The sequence below is a fragment of the Natrialba magadii ATCC 43099 genome (genome assembly GCF_000025625.1).
Taxonomy (GTDB): domain Archaea; phylum Halobacteriota; class Halobacteria; order Halobacteriales; family Natrialbaceae; genus Natrialba; species Natrialba magadii.
Map to the genome: position 1 here is coordinate 214,048 of NC_013922.1, position 23,331 is coordinate 237,378.

At 62.7% G+C, this 23,331-nt stretch carries 37 protein-coding genes and 1 tRNA gene; 28 read left to right on the forward strand and 10 right to left on the reverse strand.

The window, feature by feature from the left end:
- Positions 1-56: 56 nt before the first annotated feature.
- Complete coding sequence (pyrF, locus tag NMAG_RS00935; RefSeq protein WP_004213631.1) at positions 57-908, forward strand: orotidine-5'-phosphate decarboxylase; 852 nt, start codon at positions 57-59, stop codon at positions 906-908.
- 62 nt (positions 909-970) lie between these two features.
- Here the strand turns inward: pyrF and NMAG_RS00940 are convergent, their stop codons facing one another.
- Both NMAG_RS00940 and NMAG_RS00945 read right to left on the reverse strand, forming a co-directional pair.
- Positions 971-1,309 (reverse strand): hypothetical protein, encoded by a 339-nt coding sequence (locus NMAG_RS00940; RefSeq protein ID WP_004213633.1) that lies wholly within the window; start codon positions 1,307-1,309, stop codon positions 971-973.
- A 12-nt stretch (positions 1,310-1,321) separates the two neighbouring features.
- Positions 1,322-1,507, reverse strand: coding sequence for a hypothetical protein (locus NMAG_RS00945; protein ID WP_004213634.1), 186 nt, complete (start codon positions 1,505-1,507; stop codon positions 1,322-1,324).
- Positions 1,508-1,622: 115 nt separating this feature from the next.
- On the opposite strand from NMAG_RS00945, the gene NMAG_RS00950 reads away from it, so the two are divergent.
- Both NMAG_RS00950 and NMAG_RS00955 read left to right on the forward strand, forming a co-directional pair.
- Positions 1,623-3,224 (forward strand): GTPBP1 family GTP-binding protein, encoded by a 1,602-nt coding sequence (locus NMAG_RS00950; RefSeq protein ID WP_012996322.1) that lies wholly within the window; start codon positions 1,623-1,625, stop codon positions 3,222-3,224.
- 167 nt (positions 3,225-3,391) lie between these two features.
- Positions 3,392-3,745 (forward strand): hypothetical protein, encoded by a 354-nt coding sequence (locus tag NMAG_RS00955; RefSeq protein WP_004213636.1) that lies wholly within the window; start codon positions 3,392-3,394, stop codon positions 3,743-3,745.
- A gap of 1 nt (position 3,746) precedes the next feature.
- On the opposite strand, the gene NMAG_RS00960 is transcribed toward NMAG_RS00955, so the two are convergent.
- From NMAG_RS00960 to NMAG_RS00995, 8 genes are all read right to left on the reverse strand, one after another.
- On the reverse strand, positions 3,747-4,133 hold the full coding sequence (locus NMAG_RS00960) for a hypothetical protein (RefSeq protein ID WP_004213638.1): 387 nt from the start codon (positions 4,131-4,133) through the stop codon (positions 3,747-3,749).
- A 64-nt stretch (positions 4,134-4,197) separates the two neighbouring features.
- On the reverse strand, positions 4,198-4,884 hold the full coding sequence (locus NMAG_RS00965) for an HAD family hydrolase (RefSeq protein WP_004213639.1): 687 nt from the start codon (positions 4,882-4,884) through the stop codon (positions 4,198-4,200).
- Positions 4,885-4,953: 69 nt separating this feature from the next.
- On the reverse strand, positions 4,954-5,478 hold the full coding sequence (locus tag NMAG_RS00970; RefSeq protein ID WP_004213641.1) for a hypothetical protein: 525 nt from the start codon (positions 5,476-5,478) through the stop codon (positions 4,954-4,956).
- Between the two features lie 70 nt (positions 5,479-5,548).
- Positions 5,549-6,481 (reverse strand): methenyltetrahydromethanopterin cyclohydrolase, encoded by a 933-nt coding sequence (mch, locus tag NMAG_RS00975; protein WP_004213646.1) that lies wholly within the window; start codon positions 6,479-6,481, stop codon positions 5,549-5,551.
- Between the two features lie 104 nt (positions 6,482-6,585).
- Positions 6,586-6,795 carry a heavy-metal-associated domain-containing protein gene (locus NMAG_RS00980; RefSeq protein ID WP_004213647.1) on the reverse strand — a complete coding sequence of 70 codons (210 nt, stop codon included), beginning with the start codon at positions 6,793-6,795 and terminating at the stop codon, positions 6,586-6,588.
- Positions 6,796-6,869: 74 nt separating this feature from the next.
- Positions 6,870-7,184, reverse strand: coding sequence for an MTH1187 family thiamine-binding protein (locus NMAG_RS00985; RefSeq protein WP_004213648.1), 315 nt, complete (start codon positions 7,182-7,184; stop codon positions 6,870-6,872).
- A gap of 122 nt (positions 7,185-7,306) precedes the next feature.
- Positions 7,307-7,672 (reverse strand): HalOD1 output domain-containing protein, encoded by a 366-nt coding sequence (locus NMAG_RS00990; RefSeq protein ID WP_004213649.1) that lies wholly within the window; start codon positions 7,670-7,672, stop codon positions 7,307-7,309.
- Positions 7,673-8,240: 568 nt separating this feature from the next.
- A tRNA-Gly gene (locus NMAG_RS00995) sits at positions 8,241-8,311 on the reverse strand.
- A 289-nt stretch (positions 8,312-8,600) separates the two neighbouring features.
- Here NMAG_RS00995 and NMAG_RS01000 point away from each other — a divergent pair.
- Genes NMAG_RS01000 through secY form a run of 25 tightly spaced genes read left to right on the forward strand, consistent with a single transcriptional unit; the run spans position 8,601 to position 23,308 of the window.
- Positions 8,601-9,551 (forward strand): putative RNA uridine N3 methyltransferase, encoded by a 951-nt coding sequence (locus tag NMAG_RS01000; protein ID WP_004213650.1) that lies wholly within the window; start codon positions 8,601-8,603, stop codon positions 9,549-9,551.
- 4 nt (positions 9,552-9,555) lie between these two features.
- Entirely contained in the window at positions 9,556-10,578 is a 1,023-nt protein-coding gene (locus tag NMAG_RS01005) for a 50S ribosomal protein L3 (RefSeq protein ID WP_004213651.1), read from the forward strand.
- Between the two features lie 3 nt (positions 10,579-10,581).
- On the forward strand, positions 10,582-11,334 hold the full coding sequence (rpl4p, locus tag NMAG_RS01010) for a 50S ribosomal protein L4 (protein WP_004213652.1): 753 nt from the start codon (positions 10,582-10,584) through the stop codon (positions 11,332-11,334).
- The gene (locus NMAG_RS01015; RefSeq protein ID WP_004213654.1) at positions 11,331-11,585 is read left to right on the forward strand and encodes a 50S ribosomal protein L23; all 255 of its coding nucleotides are present in this window, start codon (positions 11,331-11,333) and stop codon (positions 11,583-11,585) included. Before rpl4p ends, NMAG_RS01015 begins: the two co-directional genes overlap by 4 nt.
- A 2-nt stretch (positions 11,586-11,587) precedes the next feature.
- Positions 11,588-12,310, forward strand: coding sequence for a 50S ribosomal protein L2 (locus NMAG_RS01020; protein WP_004213656.1), 723 nt, complete (start codon positions 11,588-11,590; stop codon positions 12,308-12,310).
- Positions 12,307-12,732 (forward strand): 30S ribosomal protein S19, encoded by a 426-nt coding sequence (locus tag NMAG_RS01025; protein ID WP_004213658.1) that lies wholly within the window; start codon positions 12,307-12,309, stop codon positions 12,730-12,732. The genes NMAG_RS01020 and NMAG_RS01025 overlap by 4 nt, the downstream gene beginning before the upstream one ends.
- A gap of 7 nt (positions 12,733-12,739) precedes the next feature.
- Entirely contained in the window at positions 12,740-13,237 is a 498-nt protein-coding gene (locus tag NMAG_RS01030) for a 50S ribosomal protein L22 (RefSeq protein WP_004213660.1), read from the forward strand.
- On the forward strand, positions 13,237-14,244 hold the full coding sequence (locus NMAG_RS01035) for a 30S ribosomal protein S3 (protein WP_004213662.1): 1,008 nt from the start codon (positions 13,237-13,239) through the stop codon (positions 14,242-14,244). The genes NMAG_RS01030 and NMAG_RS01035 overlap by 1 nt, the downstream gene beginning before the upstream one ends.
- Positions 14,244-14,456, forward strand: a complete 213-nt coding sequence (gene rpmC, locus NMAG_RS01040) for a 50S ribosomal protein L29 (protein WP_004213664.1) — start codon at positions 14,244-14,246, stop codon at positions 14,454-14,456. Before NMAG_RS01035 ends, rpmC begins: the two co-directional genes overlap by 1 nt.
- 15 nt (positions 14,457-14,471) lie before the next feature.
- Complete coding sequence (locus NMAG_RS01045) at positions 14,472-14,876, forward strand: ribonuclease P protein component 1 (protein WP_004213666.1); 405 nt, start codon at positions 14,472-14,474, stop codon at positions 14,874-14,876.
- Positions 14,867-15,310: a 30S ribosomal protein S17 gene (locus tag NMAG_RS01050; protein WP_004213667.1), complete on the forward strand. Its 444-nt coding sequence runs from the start codon at positions 14,867-14,869 to the stop codon at positions 15,308-15,310. The genes NMAG_RS01045 and NMAG_RS01050 overlap by 10 nt, the downstream gene beginning before the upstream one ends.
- A complete protein-coding gene (locus NMAG_RS01055) occupies positions 15,310-15,708 on the forward strand; it encodes a 50S ribosomal protein L14 (RefSeq protein WP_004213668.1) in 399 nt (132 codons plus the stop codon). The genes NMAG_RS01050 and NMAG_RS01055 overlap by 1 nt, the downstream gene beginning before the upstream one ends.
- Positions 15,709-15,716: 8 nt before the next feature.
- Complete coding sequence (gene rplX / locus NMAG_RS01060; RefSeq protein ID WP_004213670.1) at positions 15,717-16,094, forward strand: 50S ribosomal protein L24; 378 nt, start codon at positions 15,717-15,719, stop codon at positions 16,092-16,094.
- Entirely contained in the window at positions 16,091-16,798 is a 708-nt protein-coding gene (locus NMAG_RS01065; protein WP_012996323.1) for a 30S ribosomal protein S4e, read from the forward strand. Before rplX ends, NMAG_RS01065 begins: the two co-directional genes overlap by 4 nt.
- The gene (locus NMAG_RS01070) at positions 16,795-17,334 is read left to right on the forward strand and encodes a 50S ribosomal protein L5 (protein ID WP_004213680.1); all 540 of its coding nucleotides are present in this window, start codon (positions 16,795-16,797) and stop codon (positions 17,332-17,334) included. The genes NMAG_RS01065 and NMAG_RS01070 overlap by 4 nt, the downstream gene beginning before the upstream one ends.
- Positions 17,327-17,539: a 30S ribosomal protein S14 gene (locus NMAG_RS01075; RefSeq protein WP_004213682.1), complete on the forward strand. Its 213-nt coding sequence runs from the start codon at positions 17,327-17,329 to the stop codon at positions 17,537-17,539. Before NMAG_RS01070 ends, NMAG_RS01075 begins: the two co-directional genes overlap by 8 nt.
- A gap of 1 nt (position 17,540) precedes the next feature.
- Positions 17,541-17,933, forward strand: a complete 393-nt coding sequence (locus NMAG_RS01080) for a 30S ribosomal protein S8 (protein WP_004213683.1) — start codon at positions 17,541-17,543, stop codon at positions 17,931-17,933.
- 2 nt (positions 17,934-17,935) lie between these two features.
- Positions 17,936-18,475 (forward strand): 50S ribosomal protein L6, encoded by a 540-nt coding sequence (locus tag NMAG_RS01085; protein WP_004213684.1) that lies wholly within the window; start codon positions 17,936-17,938, stop codon positions 18,473-18,475.
- Between the two features lie 3 nt (positions 18,476-18,478).
- Positions 18,479-19,201 (forward strand): 50S ribosomal protein L32e, encoded by a 723-nt coding sequence (locus tag NMAG_RS01090; protein WP_004213685.1) that lies wholly within the window; start codon positions 18,479-18,481, stop codon positions 19,199-19,201.
- On the forward strand, positions 19,194-19,643 hold the full coding sequence (locus NMAG_RS01095) for a 50S ribosomal protein L19e (RefSeq protein ID WP_004213686.1): 450 nt from the start codon (positions 19,194-19,196) through the stop codon (positions 19,641-19,643). The genes NMAG_RS01090 and NMAG_RS01095 overlap by 8 nt, the downstream gene beginning before the upstream one ends.
- Positions 19,643-20,191, forward strand: coding sequence for a 50S ribosomal protein L18 (locus NMAG_RS01100; protein WP_004213687.1), 549 nt, complete (start codon positions 19,643-19,645; stop codon positions 20,189-20,191). Before NMAG_RS01095 ends, NMAG_RS01100 begins: the two co-directional genes overlap by 1 nt.
- On the forward strand, positions 20,188-20,853 hold the full coding sequence (locus tag NMAG_RS01105; RefSeq protein WP_004213688.1) for a 30S ribosomal protein S5: 666 nt from the start codon (positions 20,188-20,190) through the stop codon (positions 20,851-20,853). Before NMAG_RS01100 ends, NMAG_RS01105 begins: the two co-directional genes overlap by 4 nt.
- Complete coding sequence (locus NMAG_RS01110) at positions 20,850-21,317, forward strand: 50S ribosomal protein L30 (protein WP_004213689.1); 468 nt, start codon at positions 20,850-20,852, stop codon at positions 21,315-21,317. Before NMAG_RS01105 ends, NMAG_RS01110 begins: the two co-directional genes overlap by 4 nt.
- 2 nt (positions 21,318-21,319) lie before the next feature.
- A complete protein-coding gene (locus NMAG_RS01115; RefSeq protein WP_004213690.1) occupies positions 21,320-21,835 on the forward strand; it encodes an uL15m family ribosomal protein in 516 nt (171 codons plus the stop codon).
- A gap of 3 nt (positions 21,836-21,838) precedes the next feature.
- Positions 21,839-23,308 carry a preprotein translocase subunit SecY gene (gene secY, locus NMAG_RS01120; RefSeq protein ID WP_004213691.1) on the forward strand — a complete coding sequence of 490 codons (1,470 nt, stop codon included), beginning with the start codon at positions 21,839-21,841 and terminating at the stop codon, positions 23,306-23,308.
- The last annotated feature ends 23 nt before the right edge of the window (positions 23,309-23,331 follow it).

A 23,331-nucleotide genomic window follows, 5' to 3' on the forward strand; every position in this document is an offset into this window, starting at 1 on the left:
CACCGCGCTCCGGCCGGATAGGAAGCTTTTCGACCCTCGCGGCGGGAGTCGCCTGCATGAACTTCTTCGACCGCCTGCACGACCGCATCCGCACGGTCGACAGCGTCGTCAGCGTCGGCCTCGATCCAGACCTGTCTCGCATTCCCGATCACCTCGCCGAGTACGACCTCCCGCGATGGGCGTTCAATCGCCGGATCATCGACGCGACCCACGAACACGCCGCGGTCTACAAACCGAACGCCGCCTTCTACGAGGACCCCGACGGCTGGGCCGCACTCGAGGAGACCGTCGCCTACGCCCATGGCAAGGGCGTGCCCGTTCTGCTCGACGCCAAGCGCGCGGATATCGGGAATACGACCCGCCAGTACGCTCAGATTCTCGAGAAGGTCGACGCGATCACGGTCAACCCCTACATGGGCCGGGACTCCCTGCAGCCGTTCCTCGCCGACGAGGAGTCGGGTGTCTTCATCCTCTGTCGCACGTCGAATCCCGGCGGCGCGGACATCCAGGATCTCGAACTCGAGTCCGGCGAGCCAGTGTACGAACGCGTCGCCGCGCTGGCGGATCTCTGGAACGAGAACGACAACGTCGGCCTCGTCGTCGGCGCGACGAAACCCGAGGAACTCGAAGAGCTCCGCGAGCAGGTGCCCGACCTGCCGTTCCTCGTCCCCGGCGTGGGCGCGCAGGGCGGCGACGCCGAGGCGGCCGTCGAGTTCGGACTGGCGAACGGCGTCGGGCTGGTGAACTCCTCGCGCGGTATCATTTTTGCGGGTGAAAATAGCGAGGCGCAAAGCGCCTCGAACAGTCGAGCGGCGGAGCCGCGAGACAACGATGGCGAGGAGTTCGCCACGGCGAGCGGTCAGGCGGCAAAGCGACTCAAGAAGCGGCTCAATCAGTACCGGGACTGAGCGACGACCTATTCAGTACAGCGGTCTTTCTACACCTCTCCACTCCAACCCAACTGTAGCGCTCACTCGTTCTGAGTCGTACTCGAGTTCGAGTCCGGGTTCGAGTCTGCGTCCGATTCCACGCCACCACAGTCTGACTCGACGACTCGACCGATCACACGCCCGTCGCGTACTCGATCCGTAATCTCGACCACAACGTCGACCTCGACCGGAACAGTGCCCGCCTCCGACTCCGCAGGCAGTTTCTCAGCACCGATCTCGTCACGCGAAACGACGATCGGAAGCGGGCTGGACTCGAGTGGATGGGGAGCGACGAACTCTCCGTCGCGCTCCTCGAGGGTGACGCAGAATCGCTTGCCGACGCCGACGGCGGACTCGAGTTGGTTTCGGATTGAGGTCACGGATGCGAGTCCTCAGAAGCGGTGAACATCGACATCGTCCGAGTTTGGGTCCTTGCCTGGCTGGGCCTGTGCGGCACAGTCAGCACAGAGGCTCAGGCGTCGCTCGTAGTGCTGTTCGCAGGCGAGCGTTCCACAGTTGTCACAGCGCTCCTGGGCCGGGCGCGATTCGCAGATCTGACAGAGGCCGCTGACGCTCATACGGACAGTAGGGGTTCGAGCATCTTGAAACTGGAGCCGGCGTCATCCCTCTATGTGTGGCAATTGGTAACCAGGGACGAGAAAGCTTTTGGCGTGTGGCCCGCTACCGGTTGGTATGAGCCGTGACCGGGCTCTTCTCGAGCGAGCCCTGGACCGTGGCGAACAGGACGGTGGCAGCGTCGAATTCAAGGAACGGCTTTCACGTGACGTTCATCTCGAGAGTGGGCGACGCGAGAGCCTGGCGGCCCAGCTTCGACACCGATTGCTCTCCGGTGACGGAGAGGCGACGTACGTCGTCGGCGTGACGGACGATGGCGGACTCGCCGGGGTCAATCCCACTACCTTCTCCGAGACGATGGATGTTCTCTCGTTGCTCGCCGAGGAGGCTGACGCTCACATCGACGATGTCCAGACCTGGGGCATTAATCAGGGACTCGTCGGCGTCGCGACGATCAACGAAGGCAGCGTCCTCGAGACGGACGACGAACACGTCGTCGTCGGTACGGCGGGGCACGTCGACCACGGCAAAAGTACGCTCGTGGGCTCACTCGTCACCGGAAACCCGGACGACGGTGACGGGGCGACGCGATCGTATCTCGACGTCCAGCCCCACGAAGTCGAGCGTGGGCTCTCGGCGGACCTCTCCTACGCAGTCTACGGCTTCGACGAGGACGGTCCCGTCCGCGTTCGCAACCCGAACCGGAAGGCAGACCGCGCAGGCGTGGTCGAAGAGGCGGATCGGCTGGTCTCGTTCGTCGACACCGTCGGCCACGAGCCGTGGCTCCGAACGACGATTCGCGGCCTCGTCGGGCAGAAACTCGACTACGGACTGCTGGTCGTCGCCGCCGATGACGGACCGACCCGAACGACTCGAGAGCATCTTGGCGTCCTGCTCGCGACCGAACTCCCGACGATCGTCGCAATTACGAAAACTGACGCGGTCAGCGACGAACGCGTCGAGGACGTCGAACGCGAAGTCGAGAGACTCCTTCGGGAGGTCGAAAAGTCACCGCTTCGCGTCGCCCGCCACGGCGTCGACACCGCACTCGAGGAGATCGGCGAACGCGTCGTTCCGATCGTCGAGACCAGCGCGATCACGATGGACGGCCTCGACACGCTCGACGAACTCTTCGACCATCTCCCCAAGACCTCACAGGACACCGGCGAGTTCCGGATGTACGTCGACCGCAGCTACTCGGTGACCGGCGTCGGCGCGGTCGCCTCGGGAACTGTCAAGTCCGGCGAGGTCGAGGCCGGCGACGAACTCCTGATCGGGCCGATGCCGGACGGCCGCTTCCAGGAGGTCGAAGTCCGTTCGATCGAGATGCACTACCACCGGGTCGACCAGGCACAGGCCGGCCGCATCGTCGGCATCGCGCTCAAGGGTATCAAAGAGAGCGCAATCGAACGCGGCATGGTCCTCCTTCCGCGAGACGCCGACCCGGATCCGGTCCGCGAGTTCGAGGCCGAAGTCATGGTGCTCAACCACCCGACCCGGATCGGCGACGGCTACGAACCCGTCGTCCACCTCGAGACGATCGGCGAGGCGGCCGCGTTCCACCCCGACGAAGGCCGACTCCTGCCGGGCGATACGGGCGAAACCACTGTCCGATTCAAGTTCCGCCCGTACCTCGTCGAGGAGGGCCAGAAGTTCGTCTTCCGCGAGGGCCGGAGCAAGGGCGTTGGAACGGTCACTGACGTCCAGCCACTCGAGTAGCACCGCTCGCACACCGCCGGAGCACGCCACTCGCACATACCACCCGCATACACCGCCGGAGCACGCCACTCGCACATACCACCCGCATACACCGCCGGAACACGGTCACCACGGTCCCATCGTTCTGTTCCGACACACTTTTCGACTAGCTGCCACCTCGTTCGGCCATGCTCCCTGACTCCCCGTCGGATCGCCTGTGGTGGGCGATCAGTGAATCGTTCGTCCTCTTTGGTATCTTCCTGTTCTGGGTCGCCGTTACAACTGTCATGACGATCGCGATCAGGATCTTCTTTCTCCCGTTCGAACTGCTCGGATTCGTCGCGTCTCCTGCACCCGCGTTTGTCCAACCGATAACCGGTTTCTGGAGTCTTGTCGTTCCGCTGGCGGTGCTCACGTCGTTGCTCTACATCATCGTTCGCGGCGGGACGCTGCTCATCGATTACTACCACGACCATGGCGGCCGACACGACCGTCAGGATCCGCACGACACCCACGATCAGCAACCTCACCAGTCGAAATGAACTACTCGTCCGCGATCCGACCTACTCCCACCGGGTGATCACCGATCACCGACCCACCCAGCGTCACCGCATCCGGGTGCATGAAGAGAATCACATCCTCCGGCATCGAGACATCTGTCCAGAGTTGGCGTTCGAGAAACGGCATTGACTCGACCGCGAGCTCATCAGCCAGTAGCCGGCGCTCGAGTACCCGCCGATTGTTCGGGTGGAGGTAGAACTCACAGGTGGTTGGATCGGTCCGGGACTCGAGTGCGTCGAACAACTGTCGGCAGACGTCGATTACGTCGGGTGCGTCGACGGTGACGAGCGACGGTTCAGGGCCGCCAGTCTCACCGGTCTCGCGGATTTCGTCGACGACGGACTGAAAGTTGATCGCGTGGTTGGTCATCCACTATGACGTGCGTGCCAATCGAGTAAAGTCGGCCGGTCCGAAGTCGAGAGCGATCGCAGACTCACCACGGCGGCGTCGCTAACTCCTCGAGCGATCCCAGCGTATGCGACGGTTCGGGAGTTGGCTGCGGCGGCACGTCGCCGGTCGCTGGTATCCACACCGACCGAAGTCCAGCCGTCCGAGCGCCCGCGACGTCTGACGAGAGCGAGTTCCCGATGTAGACCGCGCGTTCTGGGCTGGACTCGAGTTGTTCCAGTGCGAGGTCGAACGGTTCGGCCGCGGGTTTCGGCGCTGTGTCGTAGCCGGCGCAGACGACGGTCTCGAATCGGTCGTCGAGACCGATCGCCTCGAGTTTCGTCCGCTGCATCTCGGGTGGACCGTTGGTGATCAGGCCGAGTCGGTACTCCGTGGCGAGTTGGTCGACAACCTGCCGTGCCCCTGGCAAGGGTTCGATGCGTTCCTGGTCGCGAAGTTCTTCGAACGCATCCGCGACTGCCTCGCCTGCTGCACGGTCGTGGCCCGCGGCGACGGTCAGGTCGCCGAAACACTGCCGACGAAGGTCGAGAATGTCCGTACTGTCTGCCAGGTAGTCGCGGTAGTGGTCGTAGTACGCGTCGATGTCCCAACACTGCGAGACACCGGCGCGCTCGAACGCCGCCGAGAGCACCTCGTCGCCATCCTGGCTGTAGGTACATAGCGTGTCGTCGAGATCGAAACAGACGACGTCGGTGTCGTACGTCTCAGTCACGGCTGCTGGATTGTCGTTCCACTCGATAAAACGTACTGTCTCCGATCGACTCCACGCTCGACCTCACCGCTACGGCCCAACGGCAGTCGCCCGGTACCTGTGTTCGTCCTCGCTTGCAACCTGCTCTGCGAGTTCGAGTCGCACAGCCCACTCGAGTACCCTCCCCACGCGCTCCCGTTCCACTGGTCGGCGCGAGGCTGCATCGACGCGTTCTGCGACGGTCGCCGCCGACAGCGGTTTGGCAGCAGCGTCGAGCACGTCGAGCACTGTCTGCGCGCCGTGGACACGCTCGCGGAACGCCATCTGGATCGCGGCTAACTCGAGTTTCTGTTCTGTCCGGCGATAGCCTTCCGTTCCGTCAACGGCGAGTTCGAGCGCGCGAAGGAAGGTGAGCCAGGTTGCGGCGTCGTCACGGTCTCGAATCTGCGCGCCTTCCACCCCGTCGGTTCGATCCAGCACCCGTGCACAACAATCCGGCGTGTCTGCCGCCTCGGCCTCCGTGGCCGGAAGGGTGGCGCGGACTGTGGCGATGGACTCGAGTGCGTCCGCAGAACCGTGGGGTGGCTCTGGAATCGGTTTGAATGTGAGGGGCATGTGCTGTGTCGTGTTGCTGTCTCAGTGAGTGAGGTATCAGTGAGTGGGCTGTGTTCGCGCGCGCAGTTGCTCAGAGATCGAACGACTCCGCAACGAGTTCCTCGTCGCGCTCGCCGTGAACGTAGGTTGGGCCCCCGAGCACGTCGATGGTCACCGTCGCGGGCGCGAACAGATCCGAGGGGACCTCCTCGAAGTCCCAGTCGAGGTCGTCGAAGATTTCGCCAAACGGCCGGCCATGCTCGTCAGCGGCCGTCGACGGCACCGAGTCGAAGATGTCCGCGTCCTCGCGAACGGTGATGTGTGCCGAGCCACCGTAGGCGATCGCGTCGTTTGTGCGCGCGATTGCCGTCCGTTCCTCGCCCGGCACGGGGGCGACCGGCGCGCGGCCCGTCGCCGAGACGATATCACGCAGATCGTAGCCCAGTTCGGCGAGCCGGAACGTCGCGAGCTCGGCCGCACGCGCAGCGTTCGTGATACTGCCGGCGAGGCTCGCTGTCGGATAGGCAAGCAGGAAGACGCTGCTCGTCTCGACTTCAGCGAGTTCAGCGACCTGTTCAGACGCCGATTCGGTCGGGTCTTCTTCCGTCTCAACGGCGAGCGCCGTCAGATCGAACGCGTCCGTATAGCCGACGCGGCGGAATTCCTCTTCTTCGGCGACGAGCGCCCGTGCAGGCCCGCTCCCGAGCCCCTCGAAGTCCTCTGTGATGAGCTCCCAGCCGGCCTTCTGCGAACAGAGCAACGAAAGCGCCGGCTGATCGGTCGCGAGCTCGACGTACGGCATCGTCGCCCCACCGAGTTCGCCCAGTTCGTAACTCGGCGTCGCCAGCCCCGCCGTCTGGATCTCCGTCAGCAACAGTCCTGCCTCGATACCGCCGTCGAACTCGAGTCCGAAGTCGAGCACAGTCGACTCGTTGTCGAGATCGTACCCACCGATGTTGAGTTCCTCGGCGTACTCGAGGGCCTCGTCGACCAACTCGATCGCCATTCGGTTGAGACTCTCCATAGGCTACGCTTCAGCGTCCGGCATAAAACAGTTTGCCAGTTTCAGTCTGACTCACGTCAGACAATCGGTGCGAACGGACCCTGTCGTCGCCGACGAGCTGGTGATCAGACCGCCGGCTCGTAGCCAGCGTCGGCGATCGTGTCTGCGATCGTCGACTCGTCGATAGCCGCCTCGTCGTGTTCGACGCGAACCTCGTCTGCCTCGTGGTTCGCCGTCACCGACGAGACGCCTTCGAGTGCCTCGACGGCGTCGATGACGTTCGATTCACAGCCACCGCAGGACATGCCGGTTACCTCGAGTGTCGTCTGTTCCATACGCGCCGTTTGTGCCAGTTCTGGTTGAACCTTGTGCTCACAGCGGTGGTGCAGTTCCGCCGTGCCGTTCGATCCTACTCGCTCTTGCTCGTCGGCTCCCGTCCCAGCTCGGCTGCGACGGTGTCGACCTTTTCGGCGGCGGAAACCTCGCGCGTGCGCTTGTCGTCTATTTTGAGGACAGTACTCACTCGGTCACCGTCGACAGCATCGTGCGCGGCTTGCGCCGCCGCAAAGAGTTCGTCCGTACTCTCGGCTTCGATCACGGTTCCCATCGGATTCGTCTCGTACTCGACATCGTATCCCTCCAGGGCGTCGACTGCCTTCGCGACTTCCGCGGACATGCTGTCTTCGATCACCGGTGCGACGCTCAGGAGTGCGATTACGGTCATTGTCGTCGTGTCGACCCCACGTCCGGTGTCATCCTAAAACCGTTCCCTTGACACCGTGTGAGCACTCACGAGTCTGACTGGAAAGAACGCACCAGAACACCGCCGACGTCTGGACGTCTGGTTTAGTGTCGCGAGTGGGGACGTGGTCGGCCTGCGCTCGCCTCGGACGGCGGGTAGATGATGACGTCACCGTTTGCGTACACGTAGATCTCGTGTTCGAGTGCCGTGAACGCGACGTGGCCGCCGGACCGCTCGGTCCCGTCCGCCTTCGACGCGAAGAGTCGATTGAGCGCGTCGGGATCGACGCTATCGTACAGGGAGAACTCGCCCTGGGAGACGTCGGTGTCCGCAATCGACGAGAGCGCGTGAACAATCGTCGTCGTGATTAACGCGGTGCCGTCGGGGTCGTGCTGGAAGACGTACCGGTCGTTCGTCTGGTCGTACTGGAGATCGGCCGCGCCGTCTGCGGGTGAACATTCCGTTTGCATAGGAGAACTGGTGCGGTCGTCTACTCCCTCGTATCCTGTTCTGGCATAAAACTCGCTCGGTCGTGATATTGGTTGTCATCCCTGACGAAGTGCGCGCCTGACTGGTTTGTCTTCGTGGCCCTCTCGGCGATGCGTGTTGCTGGCTTTGCCGTACCGTACTCGAGTCGGTTCCGGACTGAGCAGAGGGTAGAAACGGAACCCACAGCCGGTTTAGATGGCGTACGTTCCGACAGTTGGACGAGCGGATTCCGTCAGCATACTGCGCTGGCTGGGATTTGAACCACGGATAGACGGTCGTCTCACTCCGTTCGACGCTGCGACTATCCTGATTCAACTCCAAGAACGATTTCTCCGAACACGAGTACTCGCACTGCTACGCAGTGCTCGTGATGTTGTGTTCGGAGAAATGCGCTGGCTGGGATTTGAACAACGCGAAGACAGTCCTGCTCGCTCACTCCGTTCGCTATGCGGGCTGTGACTTCTCTCGTTCAAATCCAGAGCGACCTCACGGCTCACGGGTGACGAGCACACGCTACGCGGTGCTCGTCGAAATTGTTCGTCGTAGAAGTGCGCTGGCTGGGATTTGAACCCAGGTTGTGACCATGGCAAGGTCACGTGATACCACTACACTACCAGCGCCCTGCTGCACTTACACCTACTGCCGGAGGGATGTATAAGGGTTGCGAATCGATCCACCATCGGCATGCCTGCCCATGCCAGGATTTTTTGGCCCAGTTCGCCAGGTAGCAGAAATATTTTCCTGGATGCATACTCGAGGCGACTATTCACCGAAACCAAGTGTGTGGCTGTCCGGCACGAATTCACGAGTGTGAGCCGTTCACAGCCGTAATCGAATCCGCTATTCTTTTAAGACCTTGAACGCAACGTATCGCTACAGTCTAGTGACGCGGCGCCGAAGCGTCACGGCATGACCGTCAGCGTACTCGTGCCGTCGTCGCTCACTCGGGAGGCCGAGGACAAACGCGAGGCAACTCGCAAGCTTGGATACGTCGCCCGCGCGGCGACAATCTTCCGTGTTGACCGCCTCATCGTCTACCCAGATCGGGACGGCGATACGGGGCGATTCGGCGACGAATTCGTAAGCACCGTCTTGCGATACGCCGCAACGCCCCCCTACCTCCGCAACGAGGCATGGGGGATGCGCGACGAACTGGAGTATGTGGGCGTCCTGCCCCCACTCCGCGCCACGTCACAGACCGGCTCCGAATCAGACGGTTCGGGGTCGTTAAGACAAGGGATCGTGACCGAGGTCGGACCTGATCAACGCGTGCGGGTCAATTGCGGCTTGCAACACCCGATCTCCCTCAATGTACCGCCGAAAATGGCGGTCTCCGTGGGAGAGCGCGTGACTATCAGGATCTCTTCGCGACGACCGGTCCGGGCGAAACTCGTCGACGAGCCCCTCCCGGGGCTTACCGTCGAGCGGACGGACCTTCAGGCGGCTCTCAGCCGTGAGGACGCCGGCGTTCGAATTGCGGCTTCCCGATTCGGTGCAGAACTCACCGTCGGGCGGCTCGGAACGCTGGCCGGACACACAGAACGCGATACTACCCGCGACGGATTCACAATCGCGTTCGGTGCGCCCGAGAGAGGGCTGCCTGCCATCCTCGAACTCGAGGATACCACCGTCGAGTCGTTGTCGGCATGGCCATCGTGGCTGGCCGAGGACGAAGACGGAGTCGAACCCACATCGGCAGTCGGCGACGACGATACTGTCGCTGCAGAGACCGATGCAGATGCAGCCGATCCAGGAGGGTTCGACCTCTGGCTGAACACGGTTCCGGACCAGGGAAGCGACGTCGTGCGAACGGAAGAAGCTCTGTTCGCGACGCTCGCTCCCCTCTCACTCAGAGAGTGATAGAATGCCACAACCAAACGCACCACGCAAAGGCTCACTCGGGTTCGGCCCACGACAGCGCGCCTCTTCGGAGGTTCCGCGCTTTAACTCGTGGCCGGACGACGACGGACAGCCGACGCTCCAGGGCTTCGCGGGCTACAAGGCCGGCATGACCCACGTTGTGATGGTCGACGACAAGTCGAACTCGCCGACCGAGGGAATGGAACAGACCGTTCCCGTCACGATCGTGGAGACGCCGCCAATGCGCGCCGTCGCCCTGCGTGCGTACGAAGACACGCCATACGGTAAGCAACCGGTCACCGAAGTCTGGACCGACGAGTTCGTTCCTGAACTCGACCGCGTCCTTGACCTTCCCGGTGACGACTATGACACCGACGCTGCCGCGGACGAGCTCCGCGGACTCCTCGAGGAGGGACGCGTCGACGACGTTCGCGTCATCACGCACACGGTTCCGGGGGACGTTCCCTCGATGCCGAAGAAGAAACCGGACGTGATGGAGACGCGCGTCGGCGGCGGCTCTGTTGAGGAGCGCGTCGACTACGCCCTCGAACTGGTCGAGGAAGACGGCGGCGAGCACGTCATGAACGACGTGTTCCGCGCCGGCGAGTACGTCGACGCCAGCGGTGTCACCAAAGGAAAGGGGACCCAGGGTCCCGTCAAACGCTGGGGCGTCCAGAAGCGCAAGGGCAAGCACGCCCGGCAGGGATGGCGCCGCCGCATTGGCAACCTTGGCCCCTGGAACCCGTCCCGCGTCCGGTCGACGGTCCCACAGCAGGGACAGACCGGCTACCACCAGCGGACGGAACTGAACAAGCGCCTCGTCGACATCGGCGACGGTGCTGACGCGACGGTCGACGGCGGCTTCGTCAACTACGGCGAAGTCGACGGACCGCACGTGCTGATCAAGGGCTCGCTCCCCGGGCCGAACAAGCGCCTCGTGCGCTTCCGCCCGGCGATCCGACCTGGAGACCAGCCACGCCTCGATCCCGAGGTTCGCTACGTCTCCACCGCATCTAACCAGGGATAACACATGGAAGCAACAGTACGAGACCTGGACGGCTCCGACGCGGGTTCGGTCGACCTCCCGGCGGTCTTCGACACGCAGTACCGCCCGGACCTGATCGCCCGCGCCGTTCGCGTCGCCCAGGCAAACCGCAAACAGGACTACGGTGCCGACGAGTTCGCCGGCAAGCGAACGCCGGCCGAATCGTTCGGTAGCGGCCGCGGCATGGCCCACGTCCCACGACAGGACGGACGCGCACGACGCGTCCCGCAGGCTGTCAAGGGTCGTAAGGCACACCCGCCAAAGGCCGAGAAGGACTGGTCTGAATCGATCAACACGAAAGAGAAGAAACTGGCCGTTCGCAGCGCTATCGCTGCGACGACCGACGCCGAAATCGTCGCCGAGCGCGGTCACGCGTTCGACGACGACGCCGAGATTCCGGTCGTCGTCTCCGACGAGTTCGAAGACCTCCACAAGACGCAGGAGGTTGTCGAGTTCCTCGAGGCAGCAGGCCTCGAAGACGACATCAAGCGCGCAGACGAGGGTCGAAGCGTCCGCGCCGGACAGGGGAAAGCCCGTGGCCGGAAGTACAAGACGCCGACGTCGATCCTCTTCGTCACGTCGAGCGAGACCGGCCCATCCCGTGCGGCCCGGAACCTCGCCGGCGCAGACGTTGCGACGGCCGCCGAGGTCAACGCAGAAGACCTCGCCCCTGGCGCACAGCCAGGTCGACTGACCGTCTGGACCGAAAGCGCACTCGAGGAGGTGGCTGACCGATGAGCACACTGATCGAACACCCGCTCGTGACGGAGAAGGCGATGAACGACATGGACTTCGAGAACAAGCTCCAGTTCGTCGTCAACCCCGACGCCACCAAGCCCGAGATTCGCGACGAAGTCGAAGAGCGCTTCGAGGTCTCGGTCACGGACATTAACACACAGGTAACGATGAAGGGCAAGAAAAAGGCAATCGTCAAACTCGCCGAGGATGACGACGCCCAGGAAGTCGCCTCGCGAATTGGGGTGTTCTAACAATGGGACGCCGCATTCTCGGACAACGACGTGGTCGCGGTACCCCGACGTTCCGTGCCCCGTCGCACCGATACAAGGCGAAGCTCGATCACAAGAAAGAAGAAGACGACGACGTGATCCGCGGGACTGTCGTGGACATCGAACACGACCCCGCCCGCTCTGCACCCGTCGCCGCCGTCGAGTTCGAAGACGGCGACCAGCGGCTCGTGCTCGCCCCCGAGGGTATCTCGGTTGGCGAGGAGCTGCAGGTTGGTGTCTCGGCCGAGATCAAGGCCGGCAACACGCTCCCACTCGCAGAGATTCCGGAGGGTGTCCCGGTCTGTAACGTCGAGGCCAACCCGGGCGACGGCGGTAAGTTCGCCCGTTCGTCGGGTGTCAACGCGGACCTGATCACCCACGACCGCAACGCTGCGGTCATCCAGCTCCCAAGCGGCGAGGTCAAGCGCCTCGATCCGCAGTGTCGTGCAACCATCGGCGTCGTCGCCGGTGGCGGTCGCACGGAGAAGCCGATGGTCAAGGCAGGGAACAAGTACCACAAGATGAAGGCCCGAGGCACGAAGTGGCCTCGCGTCCGCGGTGTTGCGATGAACGCCGTCGACCACCCATTCGGTGGTGGCGGCCGCCAGCACCCCGGCAAACCGAAGTCCGTCTCGCGGAACGCCCCGCCAGGACGGAAGGTCGGTGACATCTCCTCGCGCCGTACCGGACGAGGTGGAAACAAATGAGTCAGGAGTACCGAACCGGCCGTGAGGGTGAGGAGTTCACCTACCGCGGTCACACGCTCGACGAGCTGCAGGATCTGGAGCTCGAAGAGGTTGCCGAACTGCTGCCCGCACGCAAGCGGCGAAGTATCACGCGCGGTCTCTCCGTCGAGAAGCAGAAGCTGCTGGAGAAGACCCGCGGCAAAGACGAGCAGGAGACGGCAAACGCGCCGATCCGCACGCACCTGCGCGACATGCCGGTGCTGCCGGAGTTCGTCGGACTGACCTTCGAGGTCTACAACGGCCAGTCCTTCGAGCGCGTTCGCGTCGAGCCCGAGATGATCGGACACTATCTCGGCGAGTTCCAGCTGACCCGAAACTCCGTCGAGCACGGACAGGCAGGGATCGGTGCAACTCGCTCGTCGAAGTTCGTCCCACTGAAGTGATCCACGCATGGGAATCAACTACTCAGTCGACGCGGACCCGAACACAACCGCGAAAGCGATGCTTCGGGAGCGTCACATGAGCCACAAGCACAGCAAGGAGATCGCCCGCGAACTCAAGGGCCGAACCGTCGGCAACGCGCAGGCGTACCTCCAGGACGTCATCGACGAGAAGCAGTCGGTACCGTTCAAGTCGCACAACACCGGTGCCGGCCACCGATCTGACATCGAGGGCTGGGACGCGGGCAAGTACCCAGAGAAGGCCTCCGAGGCCTTCCTCGACCTGCTCGAGAACGTCGCAGCCAACGCCGACAGCCAGGGATTCGACGGCGAATCCATGGAGATCGCACACGTCGCCGCCCACAAGGTCGGCGAATCGGTCGGTCGCAAGCCCCGTGCCATGGGGCGTGCCTCGGCGTGGAACACGCCGCAGGTCGACGTCGAGATCGTCGTCGAAGATGTCGACGAGACTGCCGACGATACTGAGGACGCGGAGGGTGACAACTAATGGCTGACGAACACCAGTTCATCGAAAACGGCCTGCAGCGGTCCCAGATTGACGAGTTCTTCCAGGAAGAACTCGGCCGCGCTGGCTACGGTGGCATGGACGTCGCCAAGACGCCGATGGGAACCCAGATCGTCCTCAAGGCAGAGAAGCCCGGGATGGTCATCGGCAAAGGTGGCGAGAACATCCGGAAAGTGACGACCGCACTCGAGGAGAAGTTCAACCTCGAGGATCCACAGATCGACGTGCAGGAGGTCGACGAACCTGACCTGAACGCACGCATCGTTGCGGACCGTCTCGCGAACGCACTCGAGCGCGGCTGGTACTTCCGAAAGGCCGGTCACACGACGATTGACCGGATCATGGAAGCCGGTGCGCTCGGCGCAGAGATTGTCCTCTCCGGAAAGGTCACGGGTGCACGCTCGCGCGTGGAGAAGTTCAACCGTGGCTACATCAAGCACAACGGCGAGCCTGCAGAGGAAATCGTCGATGAGGGCCAGGGAACGGCCGTCATGAAGCTTGGCACGATCGGGGTTACTGTGAAGATTATCCCGCCGAACGCCGAGCTGCCAGACGACTTCCAGATTCACGAGGACATGGATCCGGAAGAGCTCGTCCCCGAAGCCGTCGAGGCCAACGAGGCCGAAGGTGTCGAGGAACTTCTCGAGGGCGAACCCGAGGAGGCCGAGGCAGCCGACGAGGGCGTCGAAGCTGCAGCCGACGAGACTGTCGAGACCGCAGCGGACGACGAAGCGGAGCTCGACGAGGAAGTCGTCGAAGAAGTCATCGAAGAGGAAGTTGCGGCTGACGATGATGAAGACGACTCCGATGCAGATGCAGATGCAGATGCCGACGCCGATGCTGACGCTGACGCAGACGACGAAGACCTCGAGGAACTCGAGGAGGACGTCGAAGCAGAAGCGGAGGAACTTGTCGAGGAGATGGAAGCGGACGCTGACGCTGACGCCGACGCCGACGCTGACGCTGACGACGAGGGAGGTGACGCCTGATGGCAATTCTCCACGTCGAAGAAATCCGCGACATGACGCCAGCCGAACGCGAGGAGGAACTCGAGGAACTCGAGACGGAACTGCTGAACCAGAAGTCCGTTCTCGCCGCTGGTGGTGCGCCGGAGAATCCTGGCCGAATCGGTGAACTCGGTCGGACGATCGCGCGGATCAAGACGGTCCAGCGTGAGGAAGGCGACCTCGACGACGAATAATAGAGAGAGATTACAATGGCACTGACACCCGAGACACTGCCGCGACACGAACTCAACGGACTGCCGGTCCGCGTCGTCGAGAGTGACGACGACGCCCGCGAGGGACTCGAGGGGCGGGTCGTCATCGAGACGACCAACACCCTCTCGATCGAAGTTCGACGCAACGGCGAGTCTCGGGTCGTCATGGTGCCAAAGTCGGGCTCGGTATTCGAGTTCGCGATCACAGATGAAGCCGCCGACTCCGCGAAGGAGTCGGGGACCGCGTCCAAACTGGCCGACACTCAACCTGGCGAGACCGAGCAATCGGAGACGCCGGACTGTGCTGGCGAGGGCGTGGCCTACGTTACGGTCGATGGATCGCGGCTGCTCTCACGACCCGCCCGACGCACGGAAACAAGTGGTGACTCACCATGGCAATAGGACTAGACGTTGAAACCCCTCCGGAACCAGCAAACCCGGAGGAATACGACTACGAGAAGTGTCCGTTCTACGGCGAGCTCTCCGTTCGAGGTCAGATCCTCGAAGGACAGGTCGTCTCGACGGACATGGACAAGACCGTAGTCGTCGAACGAGAGTACGATGTAGCGGTTCCGAAGTACGACCGCTACATGAAGCGACGCTCGCGCATTCCGGCACACGTGCCGGGCGTGCTCGAGCCGCTCTCGGTCGGTGACACGGTCAAGATCGCAGAGACCCGACCACTGTCGAAGACGAAATCGCACGTGGTCGTCGAAGTAACTCAGGAAGCGACTGCCGAGGACGTGGCAGCGCTGACCGGCGAGAGCGAGCCGGACCCACAGCTGTCCGCCGATGATCTCGGCGGCGAGGACGCTGAAGACGAAGGTGATGCCTGATGGAGGCAATGAAAGCCGACGTCACCCAGGGACTCAAGAAGGGCTCGCTCGTGACGTGTGCCGACAACACTGGCGCACGTGAGCTCAAGGTCATTAGCGTCTCGGGCTACCACGGCACCAAGAACCGCCAGCCGAAGGCGGGACTCGGTGACAAGGTCACGGTCTCCGTGACCAAGGGTACCCCAGAGATGCGCCGCCAGGTTCTCGAGGCCGTCATCGTCCGCCAGCGGAAGTCGATCCGCCGGCCGGACGGGACGCGCCTGAAGTTCGAGGACAACGCGGCGGTCATCATCGACGAGAACGAAGAGCCCCGCGGCACGGAGATCAAGGGGCCGATCGCCCGCGAAGTCGCAGAGCGCTTCGGAGCAATCGCATCTACCGCGACGATGATCGTCTAAGGATAGTTATGAGCAAACAACCACACAAACAGCGAACCCAGACGGAGCGTGCGCCGCTGCACAAGCGACAGAAGCAGCTTCACGCGACGCTCTCGGACGAACTCCGCGAGGAGTACGACACTCGTCGAACCCGCGTCAACGCGGGGGACATGGTCGAGGTTATGCGCGGTGACCACGCTGGCGAGGAAGGTGAAGTGCTTCGAGCGATCCTCGAAGACGGCACCATCCACGTCGAGGAGGTCACGGTCGAGACGGCAGACGGCGAAGAGGTGCCACGGCCGCTCGACCCATCGAACGTTCGCATCACCGAACTCGACCTCGAAGACGAGCGTCGTGAAGCACGCCTCGAAGGCGATGCAGACGACGCAGAAGGTGATAGTGAATGACGAAACACCAGAAACGACTGTCAGTACCGAAGTCCTGGCCGGTCGAGCGCAAGACTGACGTCTTCACGGTCAAGGCCGGCGCTGGTCCCCACGGCGAAGAGGGTGTCCCCCTCGTCGTCCTCCTGCGGGACGTGCTCGGCTACGTGGACTCGAAGAAGGAAGCTCGATACGCGCTGTCTCAGGACTCGATCCTGGTCAACGGCGAACCGATCAACGACGAGCAGCGTCCGATCGGTATCTTCGACATCATCGCGTTCCCTGGTCGCGAGGAGTACTACCGCGTCTTCCCCGACGAGGGAGGCCGCCTCGCTCTGACCGAGATCGACGCCGGATCGGCAGACAGCCGCCTCGGCAAGATCGACGGCAAGCAGCAGATTTCGGGTGGCGACACCCAGCTGACGCTGCACGACGGAACGAACGTCCTCATCGACGAGGACGACTACAACGCCAAGGACTCGATCGTCGTCGACAACGACGACAAGTCGATCGTCGCCCACTTCCCGTACGAAGAGGGCGCGCTCGTGACGGCCATCCGTGGCAACCACGGCGGCAAGATCGGCGAGATCGTCGATATCGAGGTTACCCAGAGCAGCGGATCGAACATCGTCACCGTGGAAACGGACGACGGTGCGTTCGAAACCGTCGAGGAGTACGTCGTCGTTATCGACGAGAACTTCACGGGCGACGCAGGTGATGACGAATGAGTGAAGCCGACAGCGGATTCCACGAGATGCGCGAACCGCGCGTCGAGAAGGTCGTCGTCCACATGGGCGTCGGTCAGGGTGGTCGCGAACTCGGCAAGGCAGAAGACATCATCGAAGAAGTCACCGAACAGCAGAGTGTCCGTACGCAGGCAAAGCGGACCGAGCCTGACTTCGGTATCCGCCAGGGCGACCCGATCGGGACGAAGGTCACCCTTCGCGGAACGGACGCCTACGACTTCCTCGAGAAGGCACTGCCGCTCGCGACGCTGTCCGCGACGCAGTTCGACAACACGGGCAACTTCAGCTTCGGCGTCGAGGAACACACCGAGTTCCCGAGCCAGGAGTACGACCCGAACGTCGGGATCTACGGCATGGACGTCACCGTCAACCTGGTCCGCCCAGGCTACCGCGTCGCCAAGCGCGACAAGGCAAGCCGTTCGATCCCGTCGGGTCACCGACTCACCCCCGAGGACGCGATCACGTTCCTCGAGGCGAACTTCGACGTAGACGTCTCCACGGAGGACGACGATGAGTGAAAGCGAACAGGGACCGGAAACGGAATCGGAAGCGACTGACGCAGGCGACCGCACCGGAGAGCACGCCGCAAAGCGCACCGGACAGGAAGCGGCCTGTCAGCGCTGTGGCCGCAAACAGGGGCTTGTCGGCAAGTACGACATCAACCTCTGTCGCCAGTGCTTCCGCGAGATTGCCCGCGACATGGGATTCAAGAAGTATCGATAATATGACTGGGAACGATCCACTCAGCAACGCGCTCTCGGGACTCGACAACGCCGAGAGCGTGGGGCATCTCACCCACGAGGTAACACCCGCCTCGAACGAGATCGGCAGCGTACTCGAGGTCTTCTACGACCGCGGGTACATCGACGGCTTCGAGTACGTCGACGACGGCAAAGCCGGTCAGTTCGAGGTCGAATTGAAAGGAGCGATCAACGAGTGTGGCCCCGTCAAGCCCCGCTACAGCGCCGGTGCTGAAGACTTCGAGAAGTGGGAGAAGCGATTCCTCCCGGCTCGAGACTTCGGCGCGCTGGTCGTCACGACGAGTGACGGCATCATGAGCCACTACGAGGCTCGTGAGAAGGGGATTGGTGGCCAGGTGATCGCATACGTCTACTAACCATGCGAGTTGAACTGGACATCCCCGACAACGTAACCGTCGAGATCGACCACCTCGACGTGACCGTCGACGGACCAGAAGGCAGCGTCACCCGCCGCCTCTGGTACCCCGACGTGACCGTCGACGTGGAGGACGACACCGTGGTCATCGAAAGCGACGCCGAGGACGCGAAGACGAACGCGACCGTCGGCACTTTCGAGAGCCACATTCAGAACGCCTTCCACGGCGTGACCACCGGCTGGGAGTACAAGATGGAAGTCTTCTACTCTCACTTCCCGATGCAGGTCCGCGCCGAAGGCGACGAGGTCGTCATCGAGAACTTCCTCGGCGAAAAGGCAGCGCGACGTACGACTATCCACGGTGACACCAACGTCTCCGTCGACGACGAACGCCTCGTCCTCTCCGGTCCGAACAAGGAGGACGTCGGCCAGACGGCGGCAGACATCGAGCAATTGACGAAAGTCAAGGGCAAGGACACCCGCGTCTTCCAGGACGGGGTCTACATCACCGAGAAACCCGCCACCGAAACCGGAGGTGCCTGATAGATGGCAGACGAAGACGACAGTCCACAGGAACTTGAGGACATCAGCGGCGTCGGTGCCAGCAAGGCAGATGCCCTTCGTGAGGCCGGCTTCGAGTCCATCGAGGACGTCAAGGAAGCCGACCAGGACGAACTGGCAGAAGCCGACGGCGTCGGCAACGCGCTCGCAGCGCGTATCAAGGCTGACGTCGGCGATCTCGAGGTCTCCGAGGAGACCGAGGCCGAGATCGAAGACGAAGGCGTCGACGAAGCTGATGAGGAAGTCGACGACGACGTCGAAACCGAACTGCAGGCCCGCGGCCTGACCGAGAAGACGCCGGAGCTCTCCGAGGAGGAAGCACGGCTCCTTCAGCGCCGCAAGAGCGAAGGCAAGCCGCAGTTCAACCGACAGGACTACCACAAGAAAAAGCGCACGCCGGAATCCTGGCGTCGCCCACGCGGTCAGCTCTCGAAGCAGCGCAAGGGCGTCAAGGGCAAGGGCCCGAAAGTCCAGGCCGGCTACCGCACCCCAGAACCCGTTCGGGGCAAGCACCCGAGCGGCTTCGAGGAAGTCTACGTCGAGAACGTCGACGACCTCGAAGGAGTCGACGGCGATACGGAAGCAGCCCGTATCTCCTCCTCCGTTGGCGCACGAAAGCGCGAGCGCATCGAGGAAGTCGCCGAAGACCAGGGCGTTCGCGTCCTGAACCCAACGTACGAAGAGGTCGAGGTGGAATCCGATGACTGATCTGTCCGCACAGAAACGACTCGCAGCCGACGTCTTAGACGTCGGTAAGAATCGTGTCTGGTTCGACCCTGAGTCTCAGGCTGACATCGCCGAAGCGATCACCCGCGACGAGATCCGCGAACTCGTCCAGGACGGTCGCATTCAGGCAAAAGACGCCAAGGGCAACTCCCGCGGTCGTGCACGCGAGCGTAACGCAAAGCGTGCCTACGGCCACAAGAAGGGGCCCGGCAAGCGCCGCGGCAAGAAGGGCGCACGCCAGAACGAGAAAGACGACTGGCAGAACAAGATCCGCGCACAGCGACGGAAGCTGCGCGAACTCCGCGACAAGGGCGAACTGACGCCCACGCAGTACCGCGAGCTCTACAAGAAGGCTGGCGGTGGGGAGTTCCGTAGCGTCCGGTACCTGTTGAACTACATCGACGACAACTACGGTGACCAATAATGGCGACAGGACCACGATACAAAGTGCCGATGCGGCGTCGCCGTGAGGTCCGGACGGACTACCACCAGAGGTTGCGCCTGCTGAAATCGGGTAAGCCCCGCCTCGTTGCCCGCAAGAGCAACAAGCACACTACGGCGCAGCTGATCGTTCCCGGACCTCAGGGGGACGAGACGCTCGCAAGCGCACACTCGAGTGATCTCGAGGAGTACGGCTGGGACGCACCCACGAGTAACATTTCCGCGGCGTACCTGACCGGCCTGCTGGCCGGCCAGCGTGCCGTCGAGGAAGGTCTCGAGGAGGCAGTCCTCGACATCGGCCTCAACACGGCAACGCCCGGTAACAAGGTGTTCGCAGTGCAGGAAGGTGCGATCGACGCCGGTCTCGAGATCCCGCACAACGATAGCGTGCTCGCAGACTGGTCGCGTACCCGCGGCGAACACATCGCCGAGTACGCAGAACAGCTCGATGAGCCGCTGTACAGCGGTGACTTCGACGCAACAGAACTGCCAGAACACTTCGACGAGGTACGAGAGGCGATTCTCGAATGAGCAACTACAACGACAGCGGATGGGAACCCGTTACCCGTCTCGGTCGGATGGTTCAGGAGGGCGAAATCGACACGATGGAGGCCGCCCTCAACTCTGGACTCCCACTCAAGGAGCCCGAACTCGTTGACCAGCTCCTCCCCGGACTGGACGACGAAGTGCTGGACATCAACATGGTCCAGCGCATGACCGACTCCGGACGACGCGTGAAGTTCCGCTGTGTCGTCGCCGTCGGCAACCGCGATGGCTACGTCGGCTACGCGGAAGGCCGAGACGACCAGGTCGGGTCTGCCATCCAGAAGGCAATCGGTATCGCAAAGCTGAACATCATCAAGGTCCCGCGTGGCTCCGGTTCGTGGGAGGACCGTTCGGACCGTCCACACTCGCTGACCCGCCAGACGACCGGCAAGGCCGGCTCCGTCGAGGTCGAGGTTATTCCAGCCCCTGAGGGGCTCGGACTCGCCGCGAGTGATACGGTTCACGCCGTCCTCGATCTCGCCGGCATCGAAAACGCCTGGACCAAGAGTCACGGCAACACCCGCACGACGGTGAACCTCGCGAAGGCGACGTTCAACGCACTCGAGAACGCCTCGCAGTCGCGCCAGCCACAGATGCGTGGTGCCGCTGACAGTGACAGCGACGAAGCCGAGGTGGCTGACCAATGAAGGCCGTCGTTCAGGTTCGCGGTGAGGTAAACCGCAACCAGGATATCCAGGACACCCTGGAGATGCTCAACATCCACGAAAACAACCACTGCGCGCTCGTTCCCGAGACCGACGCCTACATCGGCATGGTCAACAAGGTCAACGACTTCGTTGCCCACGGGGAGCCTGACGCCGAGGTACTCGAGACGCTGCTCGCCAAGCGAGCGGAGCCACTCGAGGGGCGCCAGTCTGACGTGGACGAGGAGTGGCTCGCCGAGAACACCGACTACGACGAGTTCGGTGCGCTCGCCGAGGCACTGCTCGACGAGGAGACGACCCTTCGCGAGCAGGGACTGTCGCCAACGCTGCGACTGCACCCACCGCGTGGCGGTCACGACGGGATCAAGAAGCCGACCGCGGAGGGCGGCCAACTCGGAAAGCATACAACCGAGGAAATTAACGTCCTGTTAGAATCGATGCGATAACAATGACGAGCAAAAAACGACGCCAGCGTGGATCGCGTACCCACAGCGGTGGCTCCCACAAGAATCGACGTGGAGCCGGTCATCGTGGTGGGCGCGGACGCGCCGGGCGAAGCAAACACGAGTTCCACAACTACGAACCGAAGGGCAAACACGGCTTCAAGCGACCCCAGGGGATCCGCGAGAACGTCGCGGAGATCGACATCCAGAAGCTAGATGAAGATGCGATCCTCTACGTCGCCGAGGACGAAGCCGAAGAGACTGACGACGGCTACCAACTCGACGCACGCGATATCGTCGAGGATGGCTACGAGGCCGACGTCGTCAAGGTGCTTGGCTCCGGACAGGTCCGGAACGCACTCGAGGTGACGGCCGATGCTTTCTCCGATGCAGCCCGCGAGAAGATTGAGGCTGCAGGCGGCGAGGCCGTCCTTTCCGAGCGTGCGCAGGAAGCGGCTGAAGCGGAGGCGGAAGCCGACGCTGACGCTGAAGACGCCGACGACGAACAGGACGAGGAGTAACATATGGGATGGAAGGAAGCCGCTGAACCGGTCTTAACGCGGATGCCCGCAGTGCGCCGTCCAGAGGGGCACGTCCCCTTCAAGCGCAAGCTAGCGTGGACGGCCGGCATCCTGATGTTGTACTTCTTCCTGACGAACATCACACTGCTCGGTATCGAAGCCGGGCAGGCAGACGACCTCTTCGGGGAGTTCCGTGCTATTCTCGCGGGCGAGCACATGTCCCTGCTGCAGGTCGGTATCGGACCAATCGTCACGGCAAGCATCGTCTTGCAGTTGCTCGGTGGAGCGAACCTGCTGGGTCTCGATACGGATGACCCGCGTGATCAGGTCCTCTACCAGGGACTGCAGAAACTGCTCGTCATCGTGATGACGGCGCTGACTGCGCTTCCGATGGTGTTCGCCGGCGGCTTCCTGCCAGCTCAGCAGTCGCTAACGCTAGGCGGATTCACCTTCGACCACACCCAGATCCAGCTGCTGATGTTCACCCAGATCTTCATTGGCGGCGTCCTCATCCTCTACATGGACGAGGTCGTCAGTAAATGGGGAATCGGCAGCGGGATTGGGCTGTTCATCGTTGCCGGTGTGAGCCAGCGCCTCGTGACCGGGTTCATCCAGCCCGCCGAAGGTGGGTTCTTCTACAACTGGTACCTGATACTCACGGGTCAGATGGAGATCGGTTCCCTGGTCTCCGGTGACGGGTTGTACACCCTACTGATGGGTGACGGCGGACAGATCATCGCGCTACTGACGACGATCCTGATCTTCGCGATCGTCGTCTACGCGGAGTCCGTGCGAGTGGAGATCCCGCTCAGCCACGCCCGCGTGAAGGGTGCTCGTGGTCGCTTCCCAGTGAAGCTCATCTACGCGAGCGTCCTGCCAATGATCCTCGTTCGGGCGCTGCAGGCCAACATCCAGTTCATGGGCCAGATCATGTACTCCCAGCTGGGAGACGACATGCCGTCCGTGCTTGGAACCTTCGGCCCCGACGGGCAGCCCGTCGGTGGGTTCTTCTACTACACGGCACCGATCTACTCGCCCGAAGACTGGATGTGGTGGACCGGTGAAGTCGCCCAGCAAGCCTGGATGGTGATGATCCGCATCGGCGTCGACCTGACGTTCATGGTCATCGGCGGTGCCATCTTCGCTATCTTCTGGGTCGAAACCACCAACATGGGCCCCGAAGCGACCGCCCAGCAGATCCAGAACTCCGGCATGCAGATCCCCGGCTTCCGACAGAACGTCGGCGTCATCGAGAAGGTCATGGAGCGGTACATCCCGCAGGTGACCGTCATCGGTGGTGCACTCGTCGGCCTGCTCGCCGTCTGGGCGAACATGCTCGGGACGATCGGTGCGGTTACCGGGACCGGCCTGCTGCTGGCTGTCTCCATCACCTACAAGCTCTACGAGGAGATCGCCGAAGAGCAGATGATGGAGATGCACCCGATGATGCGCCAGATGTTTGGCAAGGAGTGAACAAGATTTAACAAAGCGGAGAT